This is a genomic window from Micromonospora sp. NPDC023869 (assembly GCF_055559695.1).
Genome location: NZ_JBVHKD010000004.1, coordinates 264,468 through 289,849, shown reverse-complemented (window position 1 = coordinate 289,849; position 25,382 = coordinate 264,468). Strand labels below are relative to the sequence as shown.

23 protein-coding genes are annotated in these 25,382 nt (G+C 71.0%); 14 read left to right on the top strand and 9 right to left on the bottom strand.

Translation table 11 applies throughout. The features are described 5' to 3' along the window. The first annotated feature begins 94 nt into the window (after positions 1-94). From ACZ31C_RS14695 to ACZ31C_RS14660, 8 genes are all read left to right on the top strand, one after another. Positions 95-889: a helix-turn-helix transcriptional regulator gene (locus tag ACZ31C_RS14695; RefSeq protein WP_465795696.1), complete on the top strand. Its 795-nt coding sequence runs from the start codon at positions 95-97 to the stop codon at positions 887-889. Further along, complete coding sequence (gene sufB / locus ACZ31C_RS14690) at positions 886-2,316, top strand: Fe-S cluster assembly protein SufB (protein ID WP_117227176.1); 1,431 nt, start codon at positions 886-888, stop codon at positions 2,314-2,316. The genes ACZ31C_RS14695 and sufB overlap by 4 nt, the downstream gene beginning before the upstream one ends. 81 nt (positions 2,317-2,397) lie before the next feature. Next, positions 2,398-3,543: a Fe-S cluster assembly protein SufD gene (gene sufD / locus ACZ31C_RS14685; RefSeq protein WP_465795695.1), complete on the top strand. Its 1,146-nt coding sequence runs from the start codon at positions 2,398-2,400 to the stop codon at positions 3,541-3,543. Next, positions 3,543-3,869, top strand: a complete 327-nt coding sequence (locus tag ACZ31C_RS14680) for a non-heme iron oxygenase ferredoxin subunit (RefSeq protein ID WP_465795694.1) — start codon at positions 3,543-3,545, stop codon at positions 3,867-3,869. The genes sufD and ACZ31C_RS14680 overlap by 1 nt, the downstream gene beginning before the upstream one ends. Further along, positions 3,869-4,642 (top strand): Fe-S cluster assembly ATPase SufC, encoded by a 774-nt coding sequence (gene sufC, locus ACZ31C_RS14675; protein ID WP_131054272.1) that lies wholly within the window; start codon positions 3,869-3,871, stop codon positions 4,640-4,642. Before ACZ31C_RS14680 ends, sufC begins: the two co-directional genes overlap by 1 nt. A 25-nt stretch (positions 4,643-4,667) precedes the next feature. Further along, positions 4,668-5,972 carry a cysteine desulfurase gene (locus ACZ31C_RS14670; protein ID WP_465795693.1) on the top strand — a complete coding sequence of 435 codons (1,305 nt, stop codon included), beginning with the start codon at positions 4,668-4,670 and terminating at the stop codon, positions 5,970-5,972. Positions 5,973-6,011: 39 nt separating this feature from the next. Further along, positions 6,012-6,488, top strand: a complete 477-nt coding sequence (gene sufU / locus ACZ31C_RS14665; protein WP_396692822.1) for a Fe-S cluster assembly sulfur transfer protein SufU — start codon at positions 6,012-6,014, stop codon at positions 6,486-6,488. Next, positions 6,485-6,886, top strand: coding sequence for a metal-sulfur cluster assembly factor (locus ACZ31C_RS14660; RefSeq protein ID WP_465795691.1), 402 nt, complete (start codon positions 6,485-6,487; stop codon positions 6,884-6,886). The genes sufU and ACZ31C_RS14660 overlap by 4 nt, the downstream gene beginning before the upstream one ends. A gap of 138 nt (positions 6,887-7,024) precedes the next feature. Here the strand turns inward: ACZ31C_RS14660 and ACZ31C_RS14655 are convergent, their stop codons facing one another. Continuing rightward, positions 7,025-8,893, bottom strand: a complete 1,869-nt coding sequence (locus ACZ31C_RS14655; RefSeq protein WP_465795690.1) for a S8 family peptidase — start codon at positions 8,891-8,893, stop codon at positions 7,025-7,027. A gap of 569 nt (positions 8,894-9,462) precedes the next feature. Between ACZ31C_RS14655 and ACZ31C_RS14650 the strand changes: the two genes are divergently transcribed. The 3 genes from ACZ31C_RS14650 to ACZ31C_RS14640 all read left to right on the top strand — a co-directional run bounded on the left by ACZ31C_RS14650 (position 9,463) and on the right by ACZ31C_RS14640 (position 15,111). Then, positions 9,463-10,143 (top strand): LysE family transporter, encoded by a 681-nt coding sequence (locus ACZ31C_RS14650; RefSeq protein WP_465795689.1) that lies wholly within the window; start codon positions 9,463-9,465, stop codon positions 10,141-10,143. 314 nt (positions 10,144-10,457) lie between these two features. Beyond that, positions 10,458-14,063 (top strand): M12 family metallo-peptidase, encoded by a 3,606-nt coding sequence (locus ACZ31C_RS14645; RefSeq protein ID WP_465795688.1) that lies wholly within the window; start codon positions 10,458-10,460, stop codon positions 14,061-14,063. 172 nt (positions 14,064-14,235) lie between these two features. Continuing rightward, a complete protein-coding gene (locus ACZ31C_RS14640) occupies positions 14,236-15,111 on the top strand; it encodes a sulfurtransferase (RefSeq protein ID WP_465795687.1) in 876 nt (291 codons plus the stop codon). Between the two features lie 99 nt (positions 15,112-15,210). Here ACZ31C_RS14640 and ACZ31C_RS14635 read toward each other — a convergent pair whose 3' ends face one another. Genes ACZ31C_RS14635 through ACZ31C_RS14605 form a run of 7 tightly spaced genes read right to left on the bottom strand, consistent with a single transcriptional unit; the run spans position 15,211 to position 21,597 of the window. Next, positions 15,211-16,695, bottom strand: coding sequence for a mannitol dehydrogenase family protein (locus ACZ31C_RS14635; protein ID WP_465795686.1), 1,485 nt, complete (start codon positions 16,693-16,695; stop codon positions 15,211-15,213). Beyond that, on the bottom strand, positions 16,692-17,627 hold the full coding sequence (locus ACZ31C_RS14630) for a PfkB family carbohydrate kinase (RefSeq protein ID WP_465795685.1): 936 nt from the start codon (positions 17,625-17,627) through the stop codon (positions 16,692-16,694). Before ACZ31C_RS14630 ends, ACZ31C_RS14635 begins: the two co-directional genes overlap by 4 nt. Further along, the gene (locus ACZ31C_RS14625) at positions 17,624-18,175 is read right to left on the bottom strand and encodes an SIS domain-containing protein (protein ID WP_465795684.1); all 552 of its coding nucleotides are present in this window, start codon (positions 18,173-18,175) and stop codon (positions 17,624-17,626) included. The genes ACZ31C_RS14630 and ACZ31C_RS14625 overlap by 4 nt, the downstream gene beginning before the upstream one ends. Continuing rightward, complete coding sequence (locus tag ACZ31C_RS14620) at positions 18,133-18,780, bottom strand: orotidine 5'-phosphate decarboxylase / HUMPS family protein (RefSeq protein WP_465795683.1); 648 nt, start codon at positions 18,778-18,780, stop codon at positions 18,133-18,135. Before ACZ31C_RS14620 ends, ACZ31C_RS14625 begins: the two co-directional genes overlap by 43 nt. A 3-nt stretch (positions 18,781-18,783) precedes the next feature. Continuing rightward, the gene (locus tag ACZ31C_RS14615) at positions 18,784-19,554 is read right to left on the bottom strand and encodes an ATP-binding cassette domain-containing protein (RefSeq protein WP_465795682.1); all 771 of its coding nucleotides are present in this window, start codon (positions 19,552-19,554) and stop codon (positions 18,784-18,786) included. Further along, the gene (locus tag ACZ31C_RS14610) at positions 19,547-20,572 is read right to left on the bottom strand and encodes an ABC transporter permease (protein WP_465795681.1); all 1,026 of its coding nucleotides are present in this window, start codon (positions 20,570-20,572) and stop codon (positions 19,547-19,549) included. The genes ACZ31C_RS14615 and ACZ31C_RS14610 overlap by 8 nt, the downstream gene beginning before the upstream one ends. Before the next feature lie 38 nt (positions 20,573-20,610). After that, positions 20,611-21,597, bottom strand: a complete 987-nt coding sequence (locus ACZ31C_RS14605; protein ID WP_465795680.1) for an ABC transporter substrate-binding protein — start codon at positions 21,595-21,597, stop codon at positions 20,611-20,613. A gap of 273 nt (positions 21,598-21,870) precedes the next feature. Between ACZ31C_RS14605 and ACZ31C_RS14600 the strand changes: the two genes are divergently transcribed. The 3 genes from ACZ31C_RS14600 to ACZ31C_RS14590 all read left to right on the top strand — a co-directional run bounded on the left by ACZ31C_RS14600 (position 21,871) and on the right by ACZ31C_RS14590 (position 24,276). Further along, positions 21,871-22,917, top strand: a complete 1,047-nt coding sequence (locus ACZ31C_RS14600) for a LacI family DNA-binding transcriptional regulator (RefSeq protein ID WP_465795679.1) — start codon at positions 21,871-21,873, stop codon at positions 22,915-22,917. Beyond that, positions 22,898-23,545: a nucleoside/nucleotide kinase family protein gene (locus tag ACZ31C_RS14595; RefSeq protein WP_465795678.1), complete on the top strand. Its 648-nt coding sequence runs from the start codon at positions 22,898-22,900 to the stop codon at positions 23,543-23,545. Before ACZ31C_RS14600 ends, ACZ31C_RS14595 begins: the two co-directional genes overlap by 20 nt. Positions 23,546-23,613: 68 nt before the next feature. After that, on the top strand, positions 23,614-24,276 hold the full coding sequence (locus ACZ31C_RS14590; protein WP_465795677.1) for an acVLRF1 family peptidyl-tRNA hydrolase: 663 nt from the start codon (positions 23,614-23,616) through the stop codon (positions 24,274-24,276). 79 nt (positions 24,277-24,355) lie between these two features. Here the strand turns inward: ACZ31C_RS14590 and ypfJ are convergent, their stop codons facing one another. Beyond that, a complete protein-coding gene (ypfJ, locus tag ACZ31C_RS14585) occupies positions 24,356-25,264 on the bottom strand; it encodes a KPN_02809 family neutral zinc metallopeptidase (RefSeq protein WP_465795676.1) in 909 nt (302 codons plus the stop codon). Between the last annotated feature and the right edge of the window lie 118 nt (positions 25,265-25,382).

Here is a 25,382-nt window from a genome sequence, read left to right as displayed (position 1 = left end):
GTTGACGCCGATCGGGTGACTCCGCCCGCTCGGTGGTTCGGATCACCGGACCCCGCGTTTGCAGGCGCCCGGCGAATTACGTAACGTGGGCGTTGTGAAAAAGGCGGCAGGGTCTCCCGGGCACCCGCCGGCAGCCGGTTCGGCCGCCGGTGGCCCGGTGTCGCCCGCCACGGCACTGCCGCCCACCTCGGAAGTGGCGCCCGCCGCCGACCTGTCGACCCGGGACCGGGTGACCCAGCTGCTGCTGGAGCGTCGCGCCGCCACCGCCGCCCAGCTCGGCGACGCGCTGGGGCTCAGCCCGGCGGCGATCCGCCGACACCTGGACGCGATGCTCGCCGATGGCGACGTGGTGGCCCGCGAGCAGACCGTACGCGGTCACCGCGGGCGGGGCCGCCCGGCCAAGGTGTTCCTGCTGACCGACGCCGCCCGTAGCCGCTGCGGCACCCACCACTACGACAACATGGCCACCGCGGCGCTGCGGTGGATCGCCCGTACCGGCGGCTCCCGCGCGGTGGAGGACTTCGCCGCCGAGCAGGTGGCCGCGCTGGAGGCCCGCTGTCGGGCCGCCCTGAGCGACGCCGGGGACGATCCGATGGCCCGTGCCGAGGCACTCGCCGCGGCGTTGACCGCCGAGGGATACGCTGCCAGTGCGTCCACGATCGCTTCCGGCGGCCAGCTCTGCCAGCACCACTGCCCGGTGGCACACGTGGCCGCCGAGTTCCCTGCGTTGTGCGAGGCCGAGACCACGGTGATCTCTCGCCTGGTCGGCACCCACGTGCAGCGCCTGGCCACCATCGCGCACGGCGACGGGGTGTGCACCACGCACATTCCGGGTTCGTCGCCTGCCCAGTCCGGTAAGACCGTCACCACTGTGAGGACAGATAGATGACCGAGCAGATCGTCCAGCCCCTGACCCAGGAGGAGCAGCTCGCCGCTCTGGGCAACTACGAGTACGGCTGGGCCGACCCGGACGTCGCCGGGGCGGTCGCCCAGCGTGGCCTCAGCGAGGCGGTGGTGCGGGACATCTCGGCCAAGAAGAACGAGCCCGCGTGGATGCTCGACCTGCGGCTCAAGGGCCTGCGGCTGTTCGGCCGTAAGCCGATGCCGGCCTGGGGCGCCGACCTCACCGGGATCGACTTCGACAACATCAAGTACTTCGTGCGCTCCACCGAGAAGCAGGCCGCCAGCTGGGAGGACCTGCCGGAGGACATCAAGAACACCTACGACAAGCTGGGCATCCCGGAGGCGGAGAAGCAGCGCCTCGTCGCCGGTGTGGCCGCCCAGTACGAGTCCGAGGTGGTCTACCACAAGATCCGTGAGGACCTGGAGGAGCAGGGTGTCCTCTTCCTGGACACCGACACCGCCCTCAAGGAGCACGAGGACGTCTTCAAGGAGTACTTCGGTACGGTGATCCCGGTCGGCGACAACAAGTTCGCCGCCCTGAACACCTCCGTCTGGTCCGGCGGCTCGTTCATCTACGTGCCGAAGGGCGTGCACGTGGAGATCCCGCTGCAGGCGTACTTCCGGATCAACACCGAGAACATGGGCCAGTTCGAGCGGACGCTGATCATCGTCGACGAGGGCGCGTACGTGCACTACGTCGAGGGCTGCACCGCGCCGATCTACTCCTCGGACTCGCTGCACAGCGCCGTGGTGGAGATCATCGTCAAGAAGAACGCCCGGTGCCGCTACACGACCATCCAGAACTGGTCGAACAACGTCTACAACCTGGTCACCAAGCGCGCGGTGTGCCACGAGGGCGCGACCATGGAGTGGATCGACGGCAACATCGGCTCCAAGGTGACCATGAAGTACCCGGCGGTCTACATGACCGGCGAGCACGCCAAGGGCGAGGTGCTCTCGGTGGCGATGGCCGGCGAGGGCCAGCACCAGGACGCCGGTGCCAAGATGGTGCACGCCGCACCGCACACCAGCAGCACGATCGTGTCGAAGTCGATCGCCCGGGGCGGCGGCCGGACCTCGTACCGGGGTCTGGTGCAGGTCCTGGAGGGCTCGCACAGCAGCGCCAGCACGGTCAAGTGCGACGCCCTGCTGGTGGACACCATCTCCCGCTCGGACACCTACCCGTACGTCGACATCCGCGAGGACGACGTGTCGATGGGGCACGAGGCGACCGTCTCCAAGGTCAGCGAGGACCAGCTCTTCTACCTGATGAGCCGGGGTCTGAGCGAGGACGAGGCGATGGCGATGATCGTGCGCGGCTTCATCGAGCCGATCGCCAAGGAACTGCCGATGGAGTACGCCCTGGAGCTCAACCGCCTGATCGAGCTGCAGATGGAGGGCGCGGTCGGCTGACCCCGCCCACCGGCGGGCCGGCTCGTGTCGGCCCGCCACCCGCACCACAGACCGTCGTCGTGAGAACAGACCAAGGACGAGATGACTACCCAGGCTTCCGCGCCGCCGCCGAGCACCAAGTCGCAGGCGCTGCGCTCGTACGACGTCGCCGACTTCCCGGCCCTGACCGGCCTGGAGGAGGAGTGGCGCTTCACCCCGCTCAAGCGGCTGCGCGGGCTGGTCGGTGACGACCGCACCGCGACCGGCACGGTCCGGCACGAGTACGCCGAGCTGCCCGAGGGCGTGACGGTGGAGCACGTGGACCGGGACGACGAGCGGGTCGGCAGCGTGCTCACCCCGTTCGACCGGGTCAGCGCGCTGGCGTACGGCGGTGCCGGGCAGGCGCTGCTGGTGCGGGTCGCCCGGGAGGCGGTGCCGGCCGAGCCGGTGACCGTGCGGGTGGTCGGCGAGAGCGCCGAGGGCGTGGCCTTCGGGCACACCGTCGTGCAGGTGGAGCGCTTCGCCGAGGCGACCCTGGTGCTGGAGCACGTCGGCTCGGCGACGCTGGCCGACAACGTCGAGGTGACCGTGGCCGACGGTGCGAAGCTGACCCTCGTCACCGTCTCCGACTGGGCCGACGACGCGGTGCAGGCGCAGCACCTCAAGGTGAAGCTGGGCCGGGACGCGCGCGTGGTGCACGTCCAGGCCACGCTCGGCGGCGACCTGGTGCGCCAGTTCACCACCGTCGAGTACACCGACCGGGGCGGCGAGGCCGAGCTGTACGGCGTCTACTTCGCCGACTCGGGCCAGCACCTGGAGCACCGCCAGCTCGTCGACCACACCGTGCCGGACTGCCGCAGCTACGTCGGCTACCGGGGAGCGTTGCAGGGTGACAGCGCCCGGACGGTCTGGGTCGGCGACGTGCTGATCCGCGCCGAGGCGACCGGCACCGACACGTACGAGATCAACCGGAACCTGCTGCTCACCGACGGCGCCCGGGCCGACTCCGTGCCGAACCTGGAGATCGAGACCGGCGAGATCGCCGGTGCCGGGCACGCCAGCGCCACCGGCCGCTTCGACGACGAGCAGTTGTTCTACCTGATGGCCCGGGGCATCCCGGAGGCCGAGGCCCGCCGCCTGGTGGTGCGCGGCTTCTTCGCCGAGCTGCTCAACAAGATCCCGGTCGAGGAGCTGCGCGAGCGGCTCGGGGAGACGATCGAGGCCCGCCTGACCAAGGCCGGCGCCTGATGATCCGTGTCTGCGCCGTCGAGGACGTGCCGAAGGGCACCGCGATCAGCGCCGACGTCGACGGCACCACGATCGCGCTCGTGCACGCCGAGGACGAGGTGTTCTACGCCGTGCACGACGAGTGCTCGCACGCCGCCGTGGCCCTCTCCGAGGGGGAGGTGTCCGGCTGCACCCTGGAGTGCTGGCTGCACGGTTCCCGCTTCGACCTGCGTACCGGCGAGCCGAGCGGGCTGCCGGCGACCGAACCCGTACCCGTCTATCCCGTCGAAGTCCGCGACGGCGACATCTACGTCAGCCTGACGCCGAGTAATGGAGTGACCCGATAATGAGCACCCTGGAGATCCGTGACCTGCAGGTGTCGGTCAAGCTGCCCGAGGGTGAGCTCAAGCCGATCCTGGCCGGTGTCGACCTGACCGTGCGCTCCGGTGAGACGCACGCGATCATGGGCCCGAACGGCTCCGGCAAGTCGACCCTCGCGTACTCGATCGCCGGTCACCCGAAGTACGAGATCACCGGCGGGTCGGTCACCCTCGACGGCGTCGACGTGCTGGAGCTCTCGGTCGACGAGCGGGCCCGCGCCGGTCTGTTCCTCGCCATGCAGTACCCGGTCGAGGTGCCCGGCGTGTCGGTGGCGAACTTCCTGCGGACCGCCAAGACCGCGCTGGACGGCGAGGCACCGAAGCTGCGGACCTGGGGCGGCGAGCTGCGGGGCGCCATGGAGCGTCTGCACATGGACCCGGCCTTCGCCCAGCGCAACGTCAACGAGGGCTTCTCCGGTGGTGAGAAGAAGCGGCACGAGATCGTGCAGCTCGAACTGCTCAAGCCGAAGATCGCCATCCTCGACGAGACCGACTCCGGCCTCGACGTGGACGCGCTGCGCGTGGTGAGCGAGGGCGTCAACCGGGTCCGCGACACCGGTGACACCGGCCTGCTGCTGATCACCCACTACACCCGCATCCTGCGCTACATCAAGCCCGACTACGTGCACGTCTTCGTGGCCGGCCGGATCGTCGAGGAAGGCGGCCCGGAGCTGGCCGACAAGCTCGAGGAAGAGGGCTACGAGCGGTACGTCGCCGGGGCCGGTTCGGCGCGGGCCTGAGCCGAGGGAAGGGCCGGTCACGACGATGACCACCATCGCGATCCCGTCCGGGATGCCGCAGTACGACGACGTGCCCGGCTACGACGTGGCGGCGGTCCGCGCCGATTTCCCGATCCTCGATCGGGAGGTCAACGGGCATCCGCTGGTCTACCTGGACAGCGCCAACACCTCGCACAAGCCGCGCCAGGTGCTCGCCGTGCTGGACGAGCACTACCGCCGGCACAACGCCAACGTGTCCCGATCGGTGCACACCCTGGGCACCGAGGCCACCGAGGCGTACGAGGGGGCCCGGGCGAGGATCGCCGCGTTCGTCAACGCGCCGAGCGCGGACGAGGTGGTGTTCACCAAGAACTCCACCGAGGCGATCAACATCGTCGCGTACGCCTTCTCCAACGCCTCCCTGCGCGCCGACGCCGACCCGCGGTTCCGGCTCGGGCCCGGTGACGAGGTGGTGATCTCCGAGATGGAGCACCACTCGAACATCGTGCCGTGGCAGTTGCTCTGCGAACGGACCGGCGCGACGCTGCGCTGGTTCCCGGTCACCGACAACGGCCGGCTGGACGAGTCGGGGCTGGCGGATCTGGTCAACGAGCGGACGAAGATCGTCTCGCTGGTGCACATGTCCAACATCCTCGGCACGGTCAACGCCACCTCGCGGATCACCGCGCGGGTGCGCGAGGTGGGTGCGCTGCTGATGCTGGACTGCTCGCAGTCAGTGCCGCACATGCCGATCGACGTGGTCGACCTGGACGCCGACTTCATCGTCTTCACCGGGCACAAGATGTGCGGCCCGACCGGCATCGGGGTGCTGTGGGGGCGGGCCGAGCTGCTGGCGGCGATGCCGCCGGTCTTCGGCGGTGGCTCGATGATCGAGACGGTGTCGATGGACGGCTCGACGTACGCGCCGCCGCCGGCCCGCTTCGAGGCGGGTACGCCGCCGATCGCCGAGGCGGTGGCGCTGGGTGCCGCCGTGGACTACCTGACCGGCCTCGGCATGCGGGCGATCCAGTGGCACGAGAAGCAGCTCACCGCGTACGCGTTGGACGCTCTGGCCACCGTGCCGGGCCTGCGGATCTTCGGTCCGGAGGTGCCGGTGGGTCGGGGTGGCACGATCTCGTTCGCCCTGGCCGACGTGCACCCGCACGACGTGGGCCAGGTGCTCGACTCGCTCGGCGTGCAGGTGCGGGTGGGCCACCACTGCGCCCGCCCGGTCTGCCGGCGCTTCGGGGTCCCGGCGACGACGCGGGCCTCGTTCTACCTCTACACCACCACCGAGGAGATCGACGCCCTGGTGGCGGGTCTGGAACAGGTGCGGAAGGTGTTCCGATGAGCCGGGCGACGTCCGGCGACTCGACGGGAGGTCGGCCCGATGCAGCTTGAGTCGCTCTACCAGGAGATCATCCTGGATCACTACAAGCACCCGCACGGCCGTGGCCTGCGGGACGCCGCCGACCCGGCGGCGCAGGTCGGCGAGGCGCACCACGTCAACCCGACCTGCGGCGACGAGGTGACCGTCCGGGTGGCCACCGACGGCACCGTGCTGCACGACGTGTCGTACGACGGCATGGGCTGCTCGATCAGCCAGGCGTCGGCGAGCGTGCTGCACGAGCTGCTGACCGGTCGGGACACGGCGGCGGCGTTCGAGGTACACGAGGCGTTCGTGGCGCTGTTGTCCAGCCGTGGCCAGGTCACGGCGGACGAGGAGGTGCTCGGCGACGGGGTGGCGTTCGAGGGTGTCGCCCGCTATCCCGCCCGGGTCAAGTGCGCGCTGTTGCCGTGGATGGCGTTCAAGGACGCCGCGGCACGCGCCGGTGTGGGCGCGAGCCCGACGGAGGTGAAGGCATGACCGAGGAAACCAGCACGCCGAAGAACGGGGCCGTGGCCACCGAGGCTGCCGCGCCGGTCGCGGCGACCGGCGGCAAGGCCGCCGTCGCCGACATCGAGGAGGCGATGAAGGACGTCGTCGACCCGGAGTTGGGCATCAACGTGGTCGACCTGGGTCTGGTGTACGGCGTGCACGTCGACGACGACAACGTCGCGACCCTGGACATGACGTTGACCTCGGCGGCCTGCCCGCTGACCGACGTGATCGAGGATCAGACCCGCCAGGCGCTGACCACCGGTCCGGGTGGCGGCCTGGTCGGCGACATCCGGATCAACTGGGTCTGGCTGCCCCCGTGGGGGCCGGACAAGATCACCGACGAGGGGCGCGACCAGCTCCGCTCGCTCGGCTTCAACGTCTGAGCTGACGCAACGGCGCCCGGAGCCCGGCCGATGGCCGGAACTCCGGGCGCTGTCGTGTGCGCCGTGGGTGTCCGGGGCGACGGTGCGCCCCGGCCGCTGCGACGGCGGGCGGTGTGACCCGTCCGCCGTCGCGTCAGGTCACAGGGTCAGCGTCCAACTGTCCAGGTAGCCGGTGTCGGCGCTGGCGGAGTCCTGGACCCGCAGCTTCCAGGTGCCGTCGGCGGCCTTGCCGGACAGGTCGCGGGTGTAGGTCTGGAAGATGTTGTCGGCGCTGCTGCCGGTGCGGTTGTGCAGCACGTGGGCGGTGCCGTCCGGGGCGATCAGCGAGACGGTCAGGTCACCGATCCAGGTGTGGAAGATGCGTACCTCGACGGTGCTGGTGGCACTGGCGGCGCGCCCGCACCCGTGGATGACGATGGTGCTCTCGACGGTGCTGTTGTCGTTGATCGGGTAGTCGGTGGCGTTGCCCTGGGTGCAGCCGGGCGGGCCGTTGACGGTGAGCGTGAAGGTGGCGCCCTGGGTGGTCTCCGGCCCGGTGCCGAGCACGGTCACCGCATAGAGACCGGGCACGGTGCCGGCGTCGGCGCTCAGGGTCAGCGTGGCGGTGCCGCCGGAGGTGACGGTGGTCGGGCTGAAGCTCGCGGTCACCCCGGTCGGGAGGCCGCTGACGCTGAGCGCGACGCTGTGCGGCGTACCGACCGTGGTGGTGGTGCCGACCGTGGTCGTGGTCGAGCTGCCCGGGTCGACGGTGCCGCTGCCCGGGGCGAGGGTGAGGGCGAAGTCCTGGGTGGGCGGCACGATGTTGCCGGTGTAGAGCAGCTTGTTCGGCGATCCGACGCCCGGGTTGGTGACCACGTTGTTGGTGGCGTCGGCGACCAGCAGGTCGCGGATCTGCTGCGGGCTGTAGCCGGGGTTGGCGGCCACGGCCAGGGCGGCGGCGCCGGCCACGTGCGGGGCGGCCATCGAGGTGCCGTTGATGGTGTTGGTGGCGGTGTCGCTGCCGATCCAGGCCGAGGTGATCGCGCTACCCGGGGCGAAGACGTCCAGGCAGGTGCCGAAGTTGGAGTAGCTGGCGCGGGCGTCGGTGCTGGTGGTCGCGCCGACGGTGATCGCCTCCGGGGTGCTGGCCGGCGTGTAGTTGCAGGCGTTGGCGCTGCTGTTGCCGGCGGCGACCGCGTACACGACGCCGTCGGCGATGGACCGGGCGACCGCGTCGTTGGTGGCCTGGTCGCGGCCACCGCCGAGGCTCATGTTCGCCACCGCCGGCTCGCCCGGCTGGTGATCCGCGGTGACCCAGTCGATGCCCGCGATGACCTGCGCGTAGGTGCCGCCGCCGCTGTTGTCCAGCACCCGTACGCCGACCAGGGTCACGCCCTTGGCCACGCCGTACGCGGTGCCGCCGACCGTGCCGGCGACGTGCGTGCCGTGACCGTTGCCGTCGTCGGCGCTGCCGCCGTCGATGGCGTCGAAGCCGGAGACGGCCCGCCCGCCGAAGTCGGTGTGGGAGAAGCGGATGCCGGTGTCGATGATGTACGCGGTGACGCCGGTGCCGTCGTTGGGGTAGGCGTAGCTGTTGTTCAGCGGCAGCGCCCGCTGGTCGATGCGGTCCAGGCCCCAGGACGGGGTGGGGGACTGGGTGTCGGCGATGCTGACGGTGCGGTTCTGCTGGACGTACTCGACGGAGGGGTGGGCCGCCAGCCGCTTGGCCGCCCGCTCGGTCAGTCGGGCCTCGAAGCCGCGCAGCGCGTCCTGGTAGGTGCGGGCGATGCTGCCGCCGTGCCGCCCGGCGAGGGTCTTGGCGGTGGCCCCGACCTGCGCCCGGCTCACCGCCGAGTCCTTGAGCACGACGATGTACGAGTCGGCGACGGCGGCGGCGTCGCCGGCGTGCACGATCGGACCCTGCGCGGGGGCCGCCTGGACGGGTGCGGCGACCGCCACCAGGGTGAGTGTCGCCGCGGCGGTGAGGGCGAGGCGCCAGGGACGCCGGGACGGCTGGGAGAGGAGCATCTCCCGCCTCCTTTCGATGCGCAGTCGGCCCGTTTGTGACGGGCCGACCGGTGACCGTGGAGCGGACTGACACAGATCGTAGGACCTCAACGCATCGATGTTGAGAGATATAATTCGCCCCGCGAATCGCGTAGCATGGTGGATTTCGGCATCCACGATCATGAATCATTTAGTCGAAACAAGCCGGAAACGTGGGCCATCGGTAGGTGGCGGACGGTGTCCGTTGTGGATGCTCGTTAACGTCCTGTGGTCAGGACGAACTTCGGCTGGCGAGCCGGGTGTGTCCGCTACTGACCCACATGATTCGACCGAGAACGATTGTCGACCGGCAATTCGTTGCGGGGGATGTTCGCAATTCGGTCCCATTGACGAGACGCGTGGACAGGCGGCCTGCGGCTCGTCAGCCGGGGCTGCGGTGGGAGCCGCGGTAAATGCGTGGCACCGGCCGTGCGTGGGGCGCAGGATGGCGGCGTGCGGACGTACCCGATGATGCCCTGCCCGGTTGCCGTGCCCGTCGCCACGGGCCGACAGCCGGTCGCGCCCGGGTCCCCGCCACCTGACCCGCCGTCGTGACCGGCGCGTTCCTGGCCGGCGTGGTCGCCGGCTACGGCGTCGCCGTGCCGGTCGGTGCCATCGCGGTCCTCATCGTGGGGCTCACCGCGCGCACCTCGTTCCGGGTCGGTGCCTGCGCCGCGCTGGGGGTGGCCACCGCTGATGGTCTCTACGCCGCAGTCGCGGCGTTCGGTGGCTCGGCCGCAGTCGCGGCATTCGGCGGCGCGGTCGTGGTCGGCTGGCTCACTCCGCTCGCCACGCCACTGCGGCTGGTCGCCGTCGCGGTGCTGCTCGCCCTCGCCGCGCACGGCGCGTGGCGGGCGCTGCGCGCCGCCGGCCCGACCCGGCCCGCGCTGGACGCCGACGGCCGTCCGGCCCCCGGCGTCGTGCGGCGAGGGCTGGACACACCACTGCGGGCGTACGCCGGGATCCTCGCGCTGACTCTGCTCAACCCCGCCACCGTCGTCTACTTCACCGCGTTGGTGCTCGGTCGTGGTGGCCAGGGCGGGTCCGGAGCCGGCGCGGCGACGCTGTTCACCCTCGGGGTGTTCCTCGCCTCGGCCAGTTGGCAACTGGTGATCGCCGCCGGCGGCACGCTGCTCGGCCGGACGCTCACCGGCGCGCGGGGTCGGTTGGTCACGGCCCTGCTGTCGAGCGCCATCATCGCGGCACTCGCCATCGCACTGCTGCTCGACTGAGGCTCCGGAACGGACCGTCGACTGTGTGACGATCTTGTGAAAGTCGCGTTGCGCTGAGCGTGGACGACCCTCTCCCAGAGGATCTTCCTCTGTTCGGCTGATGTTCGTCCTCCGCCGTCCGTTTAGGGTCTGGCCCATCCATCGATCATCCGTGCTGCCCGTCGACCCGGACGGCGCGGTGGGTCGCACCCCCTCATCACCAGGGAGACGAGTTGAGGAGCTTCCTCACCCCTCGACCGGGCGGACGGTCCGGACACACCCGGTCACACCGACCCCGCCTGGCCGCCACGCTGGCCGTGGCATTGGTGGCGACGATGTCACCGGTCCTGCTCACCTCCGCCCCGGCCGCTGCCGCCCCCTCGGCCGACGGCCCGTGGCGCAAGGTGGACGGCACGCCCGCCGCCACCAAGTCGGGCCGTCCGGCGGCCATCGAGGCGGCGCACCTGTCCGCCTACACACTGGACCGTGCGGGCATGCAGCGCCTGCTGGAGAGGGCACCGGCGGAGCAGCGCCGCGCCGCGAGCCAGCCGCAGCAGGTGGTGTCCCTGCCCGCCCCCGACGGCACCTTCCAGCGGTTCGCACTGGTGGAGTCGCCGGTGATGGAGCCGGAGTTGGCCGCCGCCCACCCGGAGATCAGCACGTACGCCGGCACGGGCCTGGACGACCCGACCGCGACGATCCGGGCCGACCTCACCCCGCTGGGCTTCCACGCCTCGGTCCGATCCGCCGACGGGGCGTGGTACATCGACCCCTACTACCACCGCGACCAGAGCCTGTACGCCAGCTACTTCGCCCGCGACCTGACGAACCAGAACGGTGAGTTCGTCGAGCGCGAGGACGTCGAGTCGGCGGCGCACCACCTGCACGACGAGATCGAGGAGGCGCACGACGAGCCGGTCGCCGGCCCGCTGGTGACGCTGCGCACCTACCGTCTCGCATTCGTGACCGATCCGTCGTACGCCACCTTCTTCGGGGTGGAGAACGTGACCGCCGCGAAGGTCACGCTGATCAACCGGGTGAACCAGATCTACGAGGACGAGACCGCGATCCGGCTCGTCCTGGTCAACGACACCGAGAAGACGAACCTGAACACCCCGGCGCTGGCCACCGAGCCGAACGGCCCCTGCGGCAGTGCCGGCTGCTACACCCCGGCACAGCTCACCGGGTGCAGCAGCGGCCTGCTCAACCGCAACCGGATCGTGCTCGGCCAACTCGTCGGCGCGGGCAACTACGACGTCGGCCACATCGGTCTCGGACTGAGCGGCGGCGGTATCGCCGGCCTCGGCGTGGTCGGCGGCGACGGCAAGGCGCGCGGCTGCACCGGCCTGCCCAACCCGATCGGCGACTACTTCGCGGTCGACTACGTGGCACACGAGATCGGGCACCAGTTCGCCGGCAACCACACCTTCAACGGCAACCAGTGGAACTGCTCGGGCGGCAACCGCAGCGCCGCCAACTCGTACGAGCCGGGCAGCGGCTCGTCCATCATGGCGTACGCGGGCATCTGCCAGCAGGACAACCTCCAGCCGCACACCGACCCGTACTGGTCGCACCGGACCTACACCGAGATCACGAACTTCGTCACGTCGAGCCGGCCGGCGATCAACGAGGTGCAGACCGTCTCGTTGCGTGACTTCGACACCGCCGGTGACTCGTTCACCCTCGGCTACGGGGACGCGACCTCGGCGCCGATCGTGCGTGGGGTCAACTACACCACCGCCGGGATCAAGGCCGCCGTCGAGTCGATCGCGGGCTGGCCGGCGGGTGCGACGGTCACCGTGGCCGCCTTCGGGGGCAGCGGCACGCTCAACGACACCGGCTTCCAGGTCACCTTCGGCGGCACCCTGGCCGCCACCGACGTGGCCCCGCTGACCCTGGGCGACCTCACCGGGGCCACCGGTTTCGTCGGCGAGACCGCCAAGGGCGGAGCCGTGGACAACGGTGGCCACCTGGTCGAACAGACCACCAACCACGCCCCGGTGGTCACCGTGCCGGACGGTCTCACCATCCCGGTGCGTACGCCGTTCGCGCTCACCGGCAGCGCCACCGACGTCGACGGCGACACGCTCACCTACCTGTGGGAGCAGAACGACCGGGGCGGCAGCGCCGGCACCGCGCTGATGAACAACACCAAGACCAACGGGCCGCTGTTCCGGGTCTTCGGCGAGCCGGCGTGGGTGTCGCCCGAGGACGCCCTGAAGTACCACTCGCCGGGCCAGAACGCGGTCACCACCAACTCGACCAGGGTCTTCCCGGACCTCGCGCAGGTGCTGGTCGGCAACACCAACGCCCGTACGGGCGCCTGCCCGACCCCGCCGGCACCGCCGGCCAGCGGCAGCGCCTCCAACGTCCCGCCGGAGCTCCTGGACTGCTACTCGGAGTTCCTGCCCACCCGGGACTGGGTCGGTGTGAACAACGACCGGACGCTGAACTTCAAGCTCACCGCCCGGGACGGTCGGCCGGGCGGCGGCGGCATCGGCAGCGCCGACGTCGCCCTGACGCTGGCCCCGGATGCGGGACCGTTCCTGGTCACCTCGCAGGCCGGCACCGCCGTGCTCGACGGTGGTACGGCCCAGACCGTCACCTGGGACGTCGCCGGCACCGACGTGGCGCCGGTGAACGTCGGCCAGGTGAAGATCACGCTCTCCGTCAACGGCGGCGAGACCTTCCCGTACGTGCTGGCCGAGAGCACGCCGAACACGGGTGGCGCGACGGTGACCCTGCCGAACGTGGCGACCGCCGAGGCGCGGATCAAGATCGAGGCGGTCGGGAACGTCTTCTTCGCCGTCAACGACGCCGAGTTCGGCATCCGCTCCGCCCCCGAGGTGTCCACCGACGCTCCGGCGGGCGGGGTCGGCGTGCAGTACAGCGACGCGCTCTCGCCGACGGTGACGGTCCGGGCGACCGACGCCGACGGTGCCGGGTCGGCGCTGACCGCGAACGCCACCGGCCTGCCGACCGGTCTGGCGCTCACCGTGGCCGGCACCTCCGGGCCGGACACCCGCCCCGGCACCCGGAGCTGGACCGTCACCGGCACCACCTCGGCGGCCCCGGGCACGTACCCGGTCACCGTCACGGTGACCGACGGCACCGGGCTGGTCGGCAGCACCACGTTCACCGTCACCGTCACCCCGGAGAACGCGGCCGTGACCTGGGCCGGGGACACCCTGGTCAGCACCGCGACCGCCGGTGCCGCCGGTCGCGTCCTGCTGCGGGCCGTACTGCGGGACAGTTCCGTGCTGCCGTCGTCGGCCGACACCACCGGCGGCGACCTGCGTACCGCCACGGTGACCTTCACCGCGGGTGGGGCCACGCTCTGTACCGCTCGCGTGGACCTGGTCGCCACCGCCACCACCACCGGCACGGCGGCCTGCACGGCGACCCTGCCGGCGGGCGCGCACACGGTGACCGCCACGGTCGGCGGCAACTACACCGGGAACACCACCGCCACGGTGACGGTCGCCCGTTCCGACGGCGGATTCCTCACCGGTGGCGGTCACCTCACCGTCACCCGGTCGGCCGGCACCCACCCGGCGGACCGGGCGTCGAAGGTCTCGGTGAACCTGAACGCGAAGCCGGCCACCGCGAAGAAGGCGGCGTCGGGCCACGCGGAGATCACGTACCGCTCCGGCGGCACCGACTACAAGGTCCGGACCACCGCGATCGACGGTCTCGGCATCACCTCGGCCGGTAGGTCCGCGTCGGTGCGATACCAGGCCGGTCTCTACGACGGCCGGGGCAAGCTGGTGACCGCCGGGCTGACGCTGGCGGTGACGGTGACGGACCGGGGCGCTCCCGGACGTCACGACACCGTCGGGATCACCCTCTGGCAGGGCGGCACCCTGGTCTTCTCGTCCGACTGGACGGGAGCCGGGACCGGCGAGGTGGCGCTGACCGGCGGCAACCTCACCGTGCACTGATCGGCGGGCAGGCCGGGGAGGCATGTCCTCTCCGGCCTGCCGTCCGTCGATGGTTACCACCCCAGACGGCGGGTGAGCTCCACCACTCGTCGGAATATCCGCAGGTAGGGACCGTATTGTCGCGAGGGTAATCCCGATTGCCTAGATAGGAAATCCGGCGACAGGAGGACTCATGGCACCCACCCTCGACCTGCCCACCCCGCTCGTGTCCACCGAGTGGCTCGCCCAGCACCTCGACCACCCGAACCTGCGGATCCTCGACGCGACCGTGCACCTGGCCCCGCCGAGCGAGGCCGGCCAGGACTGGTCCCAGACCTCCGGTCGTCCCGAATACCTGACCGCGCACATCCCGTCGGCGGCGTTCGCCGACATCATCGACGACCTCTCCGAGCCGGACGGCGGCTGGTTCACCAGGCCCTCCCCGGAGCGCTTCGCCGAGGCGGCGGGCCGCCTCGGCATCGGTCCGGACACGGCGGTCGTGGTCTACGCGGCCAACGTCTTCTGGGCCACCCGGGTGTGGTGGCTGCTGCTCGCCAACGGCTTCGACAACGTGGCCGTCCTGGACGGCGGATTCGGCAAGTGGACCGCCGAGGGCCGCGCGACCCGGTCCGGCGAGGAGAGCAACCCGCCCGCCCAGTTCGTCGGTACGCCCCGTCCGGAGCTGTTCGCCGATCTGGACGAGGTCAAGCAGGTGGTGGAGAAAGGCAGCGGGGCCTGCCTGATCAACTCGCTGTCGCCGGAGGACCACCACGCCACCGAGACGATCAACTACGCTCGCCCCGGCCGGATCCCCGGCAGCCGCAACGTCTTCGTCGCCGCGCTGCTCGACCCGACCGACGGCACCTTCCGGTCGGTGCCGGAACTGCGGGAGATCTTCCAGGAGGTGCAGGCCCAGCCGGGCCGGAAGGTCACCTACTGCGGCGGAGGCATCGCCGCCACCGGCGACGCCCTGGCACTGCGCCTGATCGGGGAGACCGACGTGGCGGTGTACGACGGCTCGCTGCGCGAGTGGACCAGCGACCCCTCGCTGCCCGTCGAGGTTGGCTGAGCACGCCCCACCCCCATACGCCTTCCGGCTCGCCGCGCTGTCGCGCTGGCGGGCCGGAAGGCTGGCAGGTCCCGGTTCAGTGGGACGGCGTCGACCGGCTCAGCGGGACGGTGCCGCCACGATCTGCCGGAGGGCTGCCCGGACGCCGTCGGCCCGGATCAGCCGCAGCGCCTCGACGTAGGCCTCGACGAACCGGGGGGAGTCCGCGAGGGCGCCGAAGAGCGAGCGGTCCGCGATGAACGCGGTCGGAGTGTCCCCGTTGCGCCGCGCGGCCGCCATCAGGCTCTCCCGACGCGGATCCACCACGTCGATGGGCCGGCCCTGCTCGTCGGTGCCCTCGGCGTACCGGGCCCAGGCCGCCACGACGGCGGCGCAGATGCCCACCGGCCCGCCGTCGGCGAGTTGCGCGGTCACCACGGGTAGCAGGAACTTCGGGATTCGGTCCGAGGTGTCGGCGCAGATCCGGGTCAGCGGGTCCTGGATCTCCGGGTTGGAGAAGCGCTCGACGACGGTGCGGCCGTACGCCCGGAAGTCGACCCCGGCGATGGGCTTGAGCGTCGGTACGGCCTCCTCGTCGATGTAGCGCAGCAGCAGCGCCTGGACGTCCGGGTCGGTGATGGCCTCGTGCACGTACCGGTGCCCCAGCAGGAAACCGAAGTAGCAGAGCGCCTGGTGGGTACCGTTCGCCAGCCGCAGCTTCATCAGCTCGTACGGCTCGACGTCCCCGACGATGTCCACACCGACGTCCTCCAGCGGCGGGCGGCCGGCGACGAACGTGTCCTCCAGCACCCACTGGTGGAACGGCTCGGCGGTGACCGGCCACCGGTCCCGGTAGCCGAAGGTCCGCTCCAGGTAGGCCCGGTCGGCGTCCACCGTCGCCGGTGTCACCCGGTCGACCATGGAGTTCGGGAAGGACACCTGCTGCTCCATCCACCGCGCCAGCTCGGGGTCCTTCATCGCGGCGAAGCCCAGGAACGCCGCGCGCGACACCTTGCCGTTCTCCTGGATGTTGTCGCAGGACATGACGGTCAGCCCACCCAGGCCACGGTCACGTCGCAGGCGCATCGCCTGGAGCACCAACCCGAACGGCGTCGCGTTCGGCACGGCGGCGTCCAGGTCCGCCCGGATCGGGGCGGAGTCGCCGGTGAACTCGCCGGTCACCTGGTCGATCCCGTACCCGCCCTCGGTGATGGTCAGTGACACCACGCGGGTGGCCGCGTCGGCGATGCGCTCCACGACGCCGGTCGGGTCCTGCGGGGCGTACCCGGTGCTGAGCAGCGAGCCGATCACCCGGTTGCGCCGGCTGCCGTCCGGCTCCTTCACCGTCAGCGTGTAGAGGTGGTCCTGCGCGGCGAGCCGGTTGCGGGTGCCCTCGTCGGCGGGCCGTACACCCACGCCGTGCACCGCCCAGTCCATGCCCTGCCCCCGGCGCATGAGTTCGTCGAGGTACATCGCCTGGTGCGAGCGGTGGAAGTGCCCGACACCGAAGTGCACGATTGCGCCGCGTAGTGCCGTCCGGTCGTACCTGGGTGCCTCGACCTCGCTGGGCAGCGAAGTCAGGCTCGCGTTGCTCAGTTCCTTCATCGCTCTTTCCGTTCTGTGGGCCGCAGCGCGGCCAGGTTGCCGCCGGAGATCCGGCAGATGTCGGCCGCGAGGTCCATCGCCTCGCGAGCCAGGTCGCGCCACCGTGTCGCGTCCAGGTCGACGCCGTCCTCGGCGAACCCGCACACCAGACGGGCGAGGGTCGCGTCTCCCGCGCCCATGGTGTCGACGACCGGTCCGGGTCGGGCCGGTACGGGTGCGGTCGCCACGACCCCGTCAGCCGTGTGCACCGACATGCCGTCGGCGGCCCGGGTCAGCACGACCACCCGTACCCCCGAACGCAGCAGCTCGGCCACGAACTGCCCGGGGTCCTCGACGCGCAGGTCGGCGATGTCCTGCAGGCTCAGCTTCACCACGTCGGCGACGGCGGCGAGCCGCCGGAGTCCCGACCGGTAGGCCGAGACGTCCCGCACCAGCGTGGGCCGCACGTTGGGGTCGACCACGAAGGTCCGCCCGGTTCGGCGGACGACGTCGACGAGCGCCTCCACCTGGTCGAGGTCGTCCATCGGGTACGAGTTGACGACCAGGACTGCGCCGTCGCCCATGGTCGCCACGTCCCCCGCCGGGTACGCGTACCGCCGATTGTGGATCGCCTCGGAGAACTCGTAGGCCGGCTCTCCCGCCACCCGCCGGGACGTCGCCGTCCCGGTCGGCAGCGCGCAGGCCAGCGGCACCAGGTCGACATGCTCGGCGATGATCGCGGCCCGCAACCACTCGCCGAGGCCGTCGGCGGAGACCGGTGACACCAGTGTCGCCGGTGTCCCGAGCCGCCGGACGCCGACGGCGAGGTTGAGCCCGGCGCCGCCGGGAACGCGGGTACGGGTCCCGTCCTCGTTCTCGATGATGTCGACCAGGAGGTCGCCCACCACGACCACGCCGGACGGTGCTGTCCCGGCTCCGGTCGACGTGGTCACTGGAGATTGGTGTGGTTGTGGCTCATCGTGCCGGCCGGGTCCGGCAGCCCCCGCATCAGCTCCAGCACGACGGAGTCGAGCAGGATCAGCGCCGACTGCTCGAAGAGCGTCCCGCCGAACTGCCGACTGGCGTCCGCCGGCAGGACGACGGAACCGTGCGCGAGGTCCCGCAGCGGGCTCTTCCGCTGGTGGGTCACCAGCAGCACCTTCGCGCCCTCCGACCGGGCGATCCGCGCGAAGCCGACGCTGACCGGGGTCCGCCCGCTGCCCGACACGATCACCAGGGTGTCGCCCGACCGCACCGACGGCGCGGTGGCCTCGCCGACGAAGTGTGCCGTCAGGCCGAGGTGCATGAACCGCATCGCGGCCATCTGTGCGGCGAGCCCGGAGCGGCCCTGACCGGAGAGGAACAGGCGGCCGCCGGCCACGTCGTCGAAGCAGGAGACGAACCGGTCGTACTCGTCCACGGGCAGCGCGGCGAGGACGGACCTCAGCTCGGTTCCGCTCAGGTGCCAGGAGTCGACAGGTCGACCTGTGCTCTGATCCATGCCGCTTCTCCTTCCGGGTCGGTGGCCTCGGTGACTCCCGAGCCGATCACGGCGATGTCGGGGGCGACCTCCAGGGCGCGGGCCAGGTTGGCGCGCCCGATTCCGCCGGCCAGGGAGACGCGGAATCCGCGCGCCCGGCGCTGGGCCACCCGGTCGATGTGGTCCTCGTTGCCGAGGCCGGCCCGCCGGGCGTCGGACGGGGCGTGCAGGGCCAGCCAGACGTCCTGCGGTGCACGGCCGTCCAGCAGCGGTTCCACGTCCAGCTCACCGTCGAGGATGGTGTCGAGCACCACCTCCCGCCCGTACCGCCGGGCGACCTCGTCGGTGTCGCGTCGGGTGGCGGGGGAGGCGTGCGCGAGCACGGTCATCATCGCGGCCCCGGCGGCGAATACCATCTCGGCCTCCAGGCTCCCGCCGTCGACCGTCTTGGTGTCGGCGAGCACCGGCGTGTCCGCGCCGAGTTCCCGGGCGGTGCTGATGGCGGCGAGCCCGAAGCGTTTGAGTACGGGCGTGCCGACCTCGATGATGTCGAAGTACCGGCCGACGCGCGGGATGAGCGCGAAGTGCTCCGGCGCGTCGATGGCGAGTTGCAGTCGGATTGCCACGGCCTAGCCCTTCGGCTCGGGAGTGTGCAGGCCGGTGATCACCTTGAGCAGCGAGTCCGGGGTGAACGACGACGTCGGCTCGTCGGCCACCACCCGGCCGAGGCGCAGCACGACGATGCGGTCGGTCACCTGGAGCACGTGCGGCAGCGTGTGCGAGATGAAGATGACGCCCAGACCGCGTTCCCGCGCTCCCTCGATCACCTTCAGCACCTCGCCCGACTGCCGGGCGCCGAGGTGGTTGGTGGGCTCGTCCAGGATGATCACCTTGCGGGCCCAGGCGACGGCGCGGCCGATGGCCACGGCCTGCCGCTGCCCACCGGAGAGCTGGTTGACGTTGCGCCGTACGCCGGTGGTCAGGCCGATCCCGGCCCGCTCCAACTCCTCGTGCGCGACGCGGGCCATGGCCTTGTTGTCGAGGAATCCGAGCTTGCCGAGCAGCCCCGGCCGTCGGCGTTCCCGGCCGAGGAAGACGTTGCCGCTGATGGTGAGGTCGGGGCAGAGGCCGGAGTCCTGGTAGAGCGTCTCGATGCCCGCCTGGAGCGCGTCGTGCGGCGACTTCCACTCCTGCGCCACGCCGTCGAGGTAGACGCTGCCGGTGTCCGGTCGGTGCGCGCCGGAGAGCACCTTCACCAGGGTCGACTTGCCGGCCCCGTTGTCGCCGACCAACCCGACGATCTCACCGGCCCGCAGGGACAGGTTGACGTCGGTCAGCGCCCGGACGCTGCCGTAGGACTTGGTGACCTCGCGGGCCTCGTAGATGGGTGCGTCAGCCACGGCCGGCTCCCCTCCTGGTACGGACGTTGATCTGTTGGACGCCGACCGCCACGGCGATCAGGACGCCGATGACCACCTGCTGCCAGTTCGGTGCGACGCCGATCAGGATCAGGCCGCTCAGCACCGCCGTCGTGATGAGCGCGCCGAGCACGGTGCCGGACATCCGCCCGATGCCGCCGGCCAGGCTGGTGCCGCCGATGACCGCTGCGGCGATCGCGGCCAGCTCCTGGCCCTGGCCCGAGGTGGGCGAGCCCGAGCCGAGCCGGAAGTAGACGAACAGCCCGGCCAGCCCGGCCATCAACCCGGCCAGCATGTACACCTTCAGCAGGTGCCGCTCGACGTTGATCCCGGCACCCCGGGCGGCGAAGCCGTTCGACCCCACCGCGTACGTCCAGCGGCCGAACCGGGTGAAGCTGAGTGTCAGCCAGGCGACCGCCAGCACGGCGAGCACGACGATCAGCGGGATGGTCAGCAGGTTCAGGTACTGCGTGTTGCCGAGCCGGATCACCTCGGCGGGGCCGCCGGCGATCTGGACGCCGCCGGTCAGCACCAGGGTCAGACCGGCGGCGGCACCCATGGTGGCCAGCGTGGCGATGAACGGTGCCAGCTTGGCCCGGGTGATGAGCAGCCCGTTGACCAGGCCGACCGCGAGACCGGTGGCGAGGGCCACCACCACGCCGACGGCGATCGTCGTGGCGGTGGCCGTACCACCCTCGTTCAGGGATCTCATCGTCATCGCACAGGCCACGCCGCTCAATCCGAGCGTGGACCCGACCGACAGGTCGATGCCGCCGGTGATGATGACGTACGTCTGCCCGATCGCCAGCAGGATGACCGGAGCCCAGTCCTGAAGGATGTTGGCGAAGGCGAACCGGCTGAAGAACAGCGGGTTCATCGCCGTGAAGAAGAGCACCATGGCGACGAGGACGCCGAGCAGGATCACGTCCTGCCGCAGCAGTGTCGCCATCAGGCGGCTGGCGCGCGTCTCGCTCGCCGCCTGTGTGGTGTCGGCCGTCATGGTGCTCCTCCTCCTGAGATCCGCATTCCCTGGTCCGGCTACTGGGTCGGGTACTGGTACTGCTCGGTCTCGGCCAGGTTCTCGTTGGTCATCACCACGTTCGTCATCACGACGTCCTTCTCGATGCCGTCGACGTTCTGGTCGCGGATCGTGTCCACCAGGTTCTGCAGGGCGAGCGCGGCCTGGTCGCCGGGCTTCTGGGCGACGAGGGCGCTGTAGATGCCCGCCTTGAGGTCGGCCACCTGGTTCTCGTAGGCGTCGTAGCCGATGAGCTTGACCTGCTCGGCCTTGCCCGCGTTGCGCAGCGCGGCCACGGTGCCGGAGCCGGAGGTGCCGTCCACGGCGAAGATGCCCTTGAGATCGGGGTGCTTCAGCAGGATCGTGTTGACCGCGGAGGTCGCCCTGGCCGGCTGGCTGTTGGCGTACTCCTTGCCGACGAGGGTGATGCCCGGGTACTTCTTCAGCTCCTCGGTGAAGCCCTCTTCGCGGAGCTGGTTGGTGGTCGCCGTCGGCGAGCCGGACATCAGGAAGACCTCACCGGACTCCCCGATCTGCTCGGCCAGGGTCTGGGCCGCCTGCCGGCCGCCCTCGCGGTTGTCACCGGTGATCGCCGAGGTCAGGTAGCTCTGGTCGGTGACGGTGGTGTCGACGGTGACGACCGGGATGTTCGCCGACTGTGCCTTGGTGACGCTGGGCTGCAACGCGTCCGGGTCGGTGGGGACGAGGACGAGCCCGTCTACCTGCTGCGTGAGCATCGAGTCGACGAACGGGATCTGCGACTGCGGCGAGTACTCGTCCGGCGCGCCCTGCCACAGCAGCCTGATGCCCAGCTCCTGCGCCTTCGCCTCGGCACCGACCTGCATGGCCTTGAAGAACGGGTCGGAGGCGATGCCCGGGACGAACCCGATGGTCAGCTGCTCCTCGCCGCCGCCGTCCGCGGCGGAGTCGTTGCCACAGGCGGCCACCGAGAAGGCGAGCGTGCCGGCCATGGCTACACCGATAACTGTCCGGAATGTCCTCTTCATGCCACCAGATCCTTGTCGACTAGTCAGACCAACCTCAGGGGGAGTTCCGCTCCCGTCGTCCTGCCGGGCCGTGTTGCGTCGTCGGGCATCCCCACCAGCACTTCGTTGGATGCGCAACCGCTTGCGCACCTCGAAGATGGCGGAACTTTACCCCCGCGCAACCGCTTGCGCAAGGGCTTGCTTTTGGTTAGATTGAGCTCCTTCTCGCCGTGGTCCCGGCAGCCGCAGGACTGGGTGCGAGCCGGGGGAAAGGGTGCAAAACGAGTGGCGACGATGGCCGAGGTAGCGCGGATCGCCGGAGTGTCGACGACGACCGTGTCCCATGTGCTCAACAAGACGCGCAAGGTCGCCCCGGAGACCGAGGAACTTGTGCGCAAGGCGCTGGAGTCGACCGGTTACCGGCACAATCTCGCCGCCCGGGCCCTGGCCACCCAGTCCACGGACACCATCGGGCTGGCGATGTCCGTGGTCACCAACCCGTACTTCGCCGCGCTCATCCGGGACATCGAGCGGCACCTGCGCCGGGCCGGGTACACCCTGATCCTGGCCGACACCAACGACGACCCCGAGGTCGAGTTGGACGTGATCAACCACCTGCTGGCGCGGCGGGTGAGCGGCCTCATCGTGAACCCGCTCGAAGGCAACGGCGAACTCACCCAGTGTCTGCAGAAGCTGCTCGACGAGCAGTTGCCGACCATCTTCCTGGACCGGCGGTCGACGCTGCCGGGCGACCAGGTCTACTCCGAGTGTCTGGACTCGATCCACCACCTCACGGCCCACCTGGCGGCCCAGGGGCACCACCGGATCGGCTACGTCCGGGGCGCCGTGCGGGAGATGTCGGCCCAGGACCGGCTCGCCGGCTACCGCCGGGCCGTCGCGGAACTGGGGCTGGCGGACGACCCGGCCCTGGTCATCGCCGGTGAGTCCGACGAGCGCATCGCGGAGCAGCGCCTGGTCGAACACCTCGCCTCGGACGAACCGGCCACCGCCCTGGTCGTCTCGAACAACCAGATGACCCTCGGCGCGCTCCGCGCCATCCGGCGTGCCGGGCTGAAGGTGCCGCACGACATCGCCCTGGTCTGCTACGACGACTTCGAATGGGCCGACCTGTTCGACCCGCAGATCTCGGCGATGGCGCAGGACGCCGCCCGACTCGCCTCGACCGCCGTCGAACTCCTGCTCGCCCGGATCCGGCGACCGGACCGAGCGCCGCAGTCCGTGGTGGTGCCGGCCACCTTCCGACACCGCGACTCGTGCGGCTGCGGACGCGGCACCCACCAGGCACCGGAGAGCGTGGACAGTGTCCTGGCCGCCGGCTGACACCCTCACGCTCGCCGCGCTCGCCGACCGCGCCCGGGCGATGTCGACGGGCGCCGACCGTACGCTCATCGGCATCGTCGGTCCGCCCGGCGCCGGCAAGAGCACCGTCGCGGAGGCCCTCGTCCGTCAGCTCGGCCCGGACGCCGTCCTGGTGCCGATGGACGGCTTCCACCTGAGCAACGAGGTCCTCGACTCACTCGGCCGCACCGACCGCAAGGGCGCTGCGGACACCTTCGACGCGGACGGCTACCTCGCCCTGCTCCGTCGACTACGCGACCAGACCGACGAGGTCGTCTACGCGCCGACGTTCCGCCGAGACATCGAGGAGCCGATCGGCTCCAGCATCGCGGTGCCCCGCACCACCCCGATCGTCGTCACCGAAGGCAACTACCTGCTGCTCGACTCGCATCCGTGGAAGTTCGTCCGCGACCTGCTCGACACCACCTGGTATCTGGAGGTGGCCGAAGAGGTCCGTCTCGAACGACTCGTCGCCCGTCACGTCGCCTTCGGCAAGACGCCCGACGCGGCCCGCGCCTGGGCGCAGGGCAGCGACCAGGCCAACGCGGCCGTGATCGCCGAATCCAGCCGCTCCGCCGACCTGCTGGTCCACCTCGCGCCGAGCGACTGAGGATCCTCGCCCGCCGACCTGCTCCCGCCCGGCGGTGTCGTCTCGTCCGCCTGCCGTAAGGTCGGGTGATGAGCAGCCGACCCGCCGCCGGGGGAGGCCGATGGGTCGAGATCGACCCGGGCCGGACCGAACGCTGGGTGGCCGGCTTCGCCGACCGGCACGGCCAACCCGCCACCACCGCGCAGGAGTACGGGCTGCTGCTCTGCGCCCCGGACGGCGCCACCGCCGAACTGCACACCCCGCCGGGCTCGCCCGTCGCCACGGACCTGGATGCCTTCGTGGCGGAGGCCGTCGCACCGCGCCGGATCGGGCTGTTGCTGGCGCGCAAGGGCGCGGTGGCGGTCGGGGTCGCCGAGGGGGAGAAGCTGCCGGTGCACAAGGTCGACACGCGGTACGTCCAGGGGCGTACCGCCGCCGGCGGCTGGTCGCAGCAGCGATTCGCCCGACGGCGCGACAACCAGGCCAAGGCCGCGCTCGCCGACGCCGTCGACCTGGCGGTCCGGCTGCTGCTGCCCCAGGCCGAACGACTGGACGCGGTGGTCGCCGGCGGTGACCGCCGGGCCGTGGACACCGTGCTGGCCGACCGCCGGCTCGCCCCACTGGCCGCGCTGCGCGCCGACCGGCTGCTCGACGTACCCGAGCCTCGGCACGCGGTGCTGCTGGCCGCGATCGGAGCCGCCCGCGCGGTGCACATCCTGATCCGCGAAACGGACCGCGACCCGGCCACCTGAGCTTCGCCACGTCGGACACGGACGGGCCCCGGTCGATGCCCTTCCCCGAAGGCGTCGACCGGGGCCCGTTAGCACCGCGTCAGATCGCGCCGCTGAAGGTGTCGCAGGAGGCCGGGGTGCCGGTCTCGTAGCCGCGGCTGAACCAGCGCTTGCGGTCGGCCGAGGAGCCGTGCGTGAACTCCTCCGGGTTGACCGGCCGGTCGGCGCGCCGGGAGATGGCGTCGTCTCCGATGGCCTCGGCGGTGTCGATGGCCTCGGCGATGTCCTGCTCGGTGATGCTGGTGAAGATCTTCTGACCGCGATCGTCGGCGGTGCCGGTGGCGTTCTTGGCCCAGGCGCCGGCGAAGCAGTCGGCCTGCAACTCCAGGCGGACCGACAGGTCGTTGGCGTTGCCCGGGTCCCGCTGCTGCTGGCGGCGGACCTGCTCGTTGGTGCCGAGCAGGTTCTGGACGTGGTGGCCGTACTCGTGGGCCAGCACGTACGGCTGGGCGAACTCGCCGGTGGCGCCGAGCTGCCGGGCGAGCACCTCGTAGAAGGAGAGGTCGATGTAGACCAGCGAGTCGGCCGGGCAGTAGAACGGGCCGACGCCCGAGTCGGCCTGACCGCACGCGGTGCTGACGGCCTGGTCGAAGAAGACGGTACGGGTCGGCCGGTACTGCTCGCCGAACGCCTCCGGCAGGGCGGTACGCCAGTACGCCTGGATCGAGTTGACGTAGAGGCTGTTGCGGCAGTCGAGCTGCTCCAACGCGTCCGGGGCCTCGCAGCGCTGCTCCAACGCGGTGTTGTCGCCCTGCTCGCCGCCGGTCATGGCGTTCAGCCCGAAGCCGCCACCCACCAGCGCCACCAGCACGGCGATGATGATCCCGACGATGCCGCCGCGGCCTCCGCCGATCGGGATGGGGATGCCCAGCCCGCCGCCGCCTCCACCGCCGCCTCGCCGGTCCTCCACCTGGCTGGTGTCGATACGCGCGTTCTCGTTCAGCTCCATGATGACCCCGATCAGTCAGTGGCTCGCGGGCCGGAACCGGTCCGGACGGCGAATCGGTACCCGACGATCTTGGTCGGTAATCCGCGTTCGCCGTTCACCGGGGCCCGGTACAATCGAC

Excerpts from the sequence above, each read along its gene's own strand:
- sufB (WP_117227176.1), top strand. The coding sequence starts at position 886 with ATGACCGAGCAGATCGTCCAGCCCCTGACCCAGGAGGAGCAGCTCGCC.
- ACZ31C_RS14680 (WP_465795694.1), top strand. The coding sequence starts at position 3,543 with ATGATCCGTGTCTGCGCCGTCGAGGACGTGCCGAAGGGCACCGCGATC.
- sufC (WP_131054272.1), top strand. The coding sequence starts at position 3,869 with ATGAGCACCCTGGAGATCCGTGACCTGCAGGTGTCGGTCAAGCTGCCC.
- ACZ31C_RS14670 (WP_465795693.1), top strand. The coding sequence starts at position 4,668 with ATGACCACCATCGCGATCCCGTCCGGGATGCCGCAGTACGACGACGTG.
- sufU (WP_396692822.1), top strand. The coding sequence starts at position 6,012 with ATGCAGCTTGAGTCGCTCTACCAGGAGATCATCCTGGATCACTACAAG.
- ACZ31C_RS14610 (WP_465795681.1), bottom strand. The coding sequence starts at position 20,572 with ATGACGGCCGACACCACACAGGCGGCGAGCGAGACGCGCGCCAGCCGC.
- ACZ31C_RS14605 (WP_465795680.1), bottom strand. The coding sequence starts at position 21,597 with ATGAAGAGGACATTCCGGACAGTTATCGGTGTAGCCATGGCCGGCACG.
- ACZ31C_RS14640 (WP_465795687.1), top strand. The coding sequence starts at position 14,236 with ATGGCACCCACCCTCGACCTGCCCACCCCGCTCGTGTCCACCGAGTGG.
- ACZ31C_RS14590 (WP_465795677.1), top strand. The coding sequence starts at position 23,614 with ATGAGCAGCCGACCCGCCGCCGGGGGAGGCCGATGGGTCGAGATCGAC.
- sufD (WP_465795695.1), top strand. The coding sequence starts at position 2,398 with ATGACTACCCAGGCTTCCGCGCCGCCGCCGAGCACCAAGTCGCAGGCG.
- ACZ31C_RS14635 (WP_465795686.1), bottom strand. The coding sequence starts at position 16,695 with ATGAAGGAACTGAGCAACGCGAGCCTGACTTCGCTGCCCAGCGAGGTC.
- ACZ31C_RS14600 (WP_465795679.1), top strand. The coding sequence starts at position 21,871 with ATGGCCGAGGTAGCGCGGATCGCCGGAGTGTCGACGACGACCGTGTCC.
- ACZ31C_RS14625 (WP_465795684.1), bottom strand. The coding sequence starts at position 18,175 with ATGGATCAGAGCACAGGTCGACCTGTCGACTCCTGGCACCTGAGCGGA.
- ACZ31C_RS14655 (WP_465795690.1), bottom strand. The coding sequence starts at position 8,893 with ATGCTCCTCTCCCAGCCGTCCCGGCGTCCCTGGCGCCTCGCCCTCACC.
- ACZ31C_RS14660 (WP_465795691.1), top strand. The coding sequence starts at position 6,485 with ATGACCGAGGAAACCAGCACGCCGAAGAACGGGGCCGTGGCCACCGAG.
- ypfJ (WP_465795676.1), bottom strand. The coding sequence starts at position 25,264 with ATGGAGCTGAACGAGAACGCGCGTATCGACACCAGCCAGGTGGAGGAC.
- ACZ31C_RS14645 (WP_465795688.1), top strand. The coding sequence starts at position 10,458 with ATGTCACCGGTCCTGCTCACCTCCGCCCCGGCCGCTGCCGCCCCCTCG.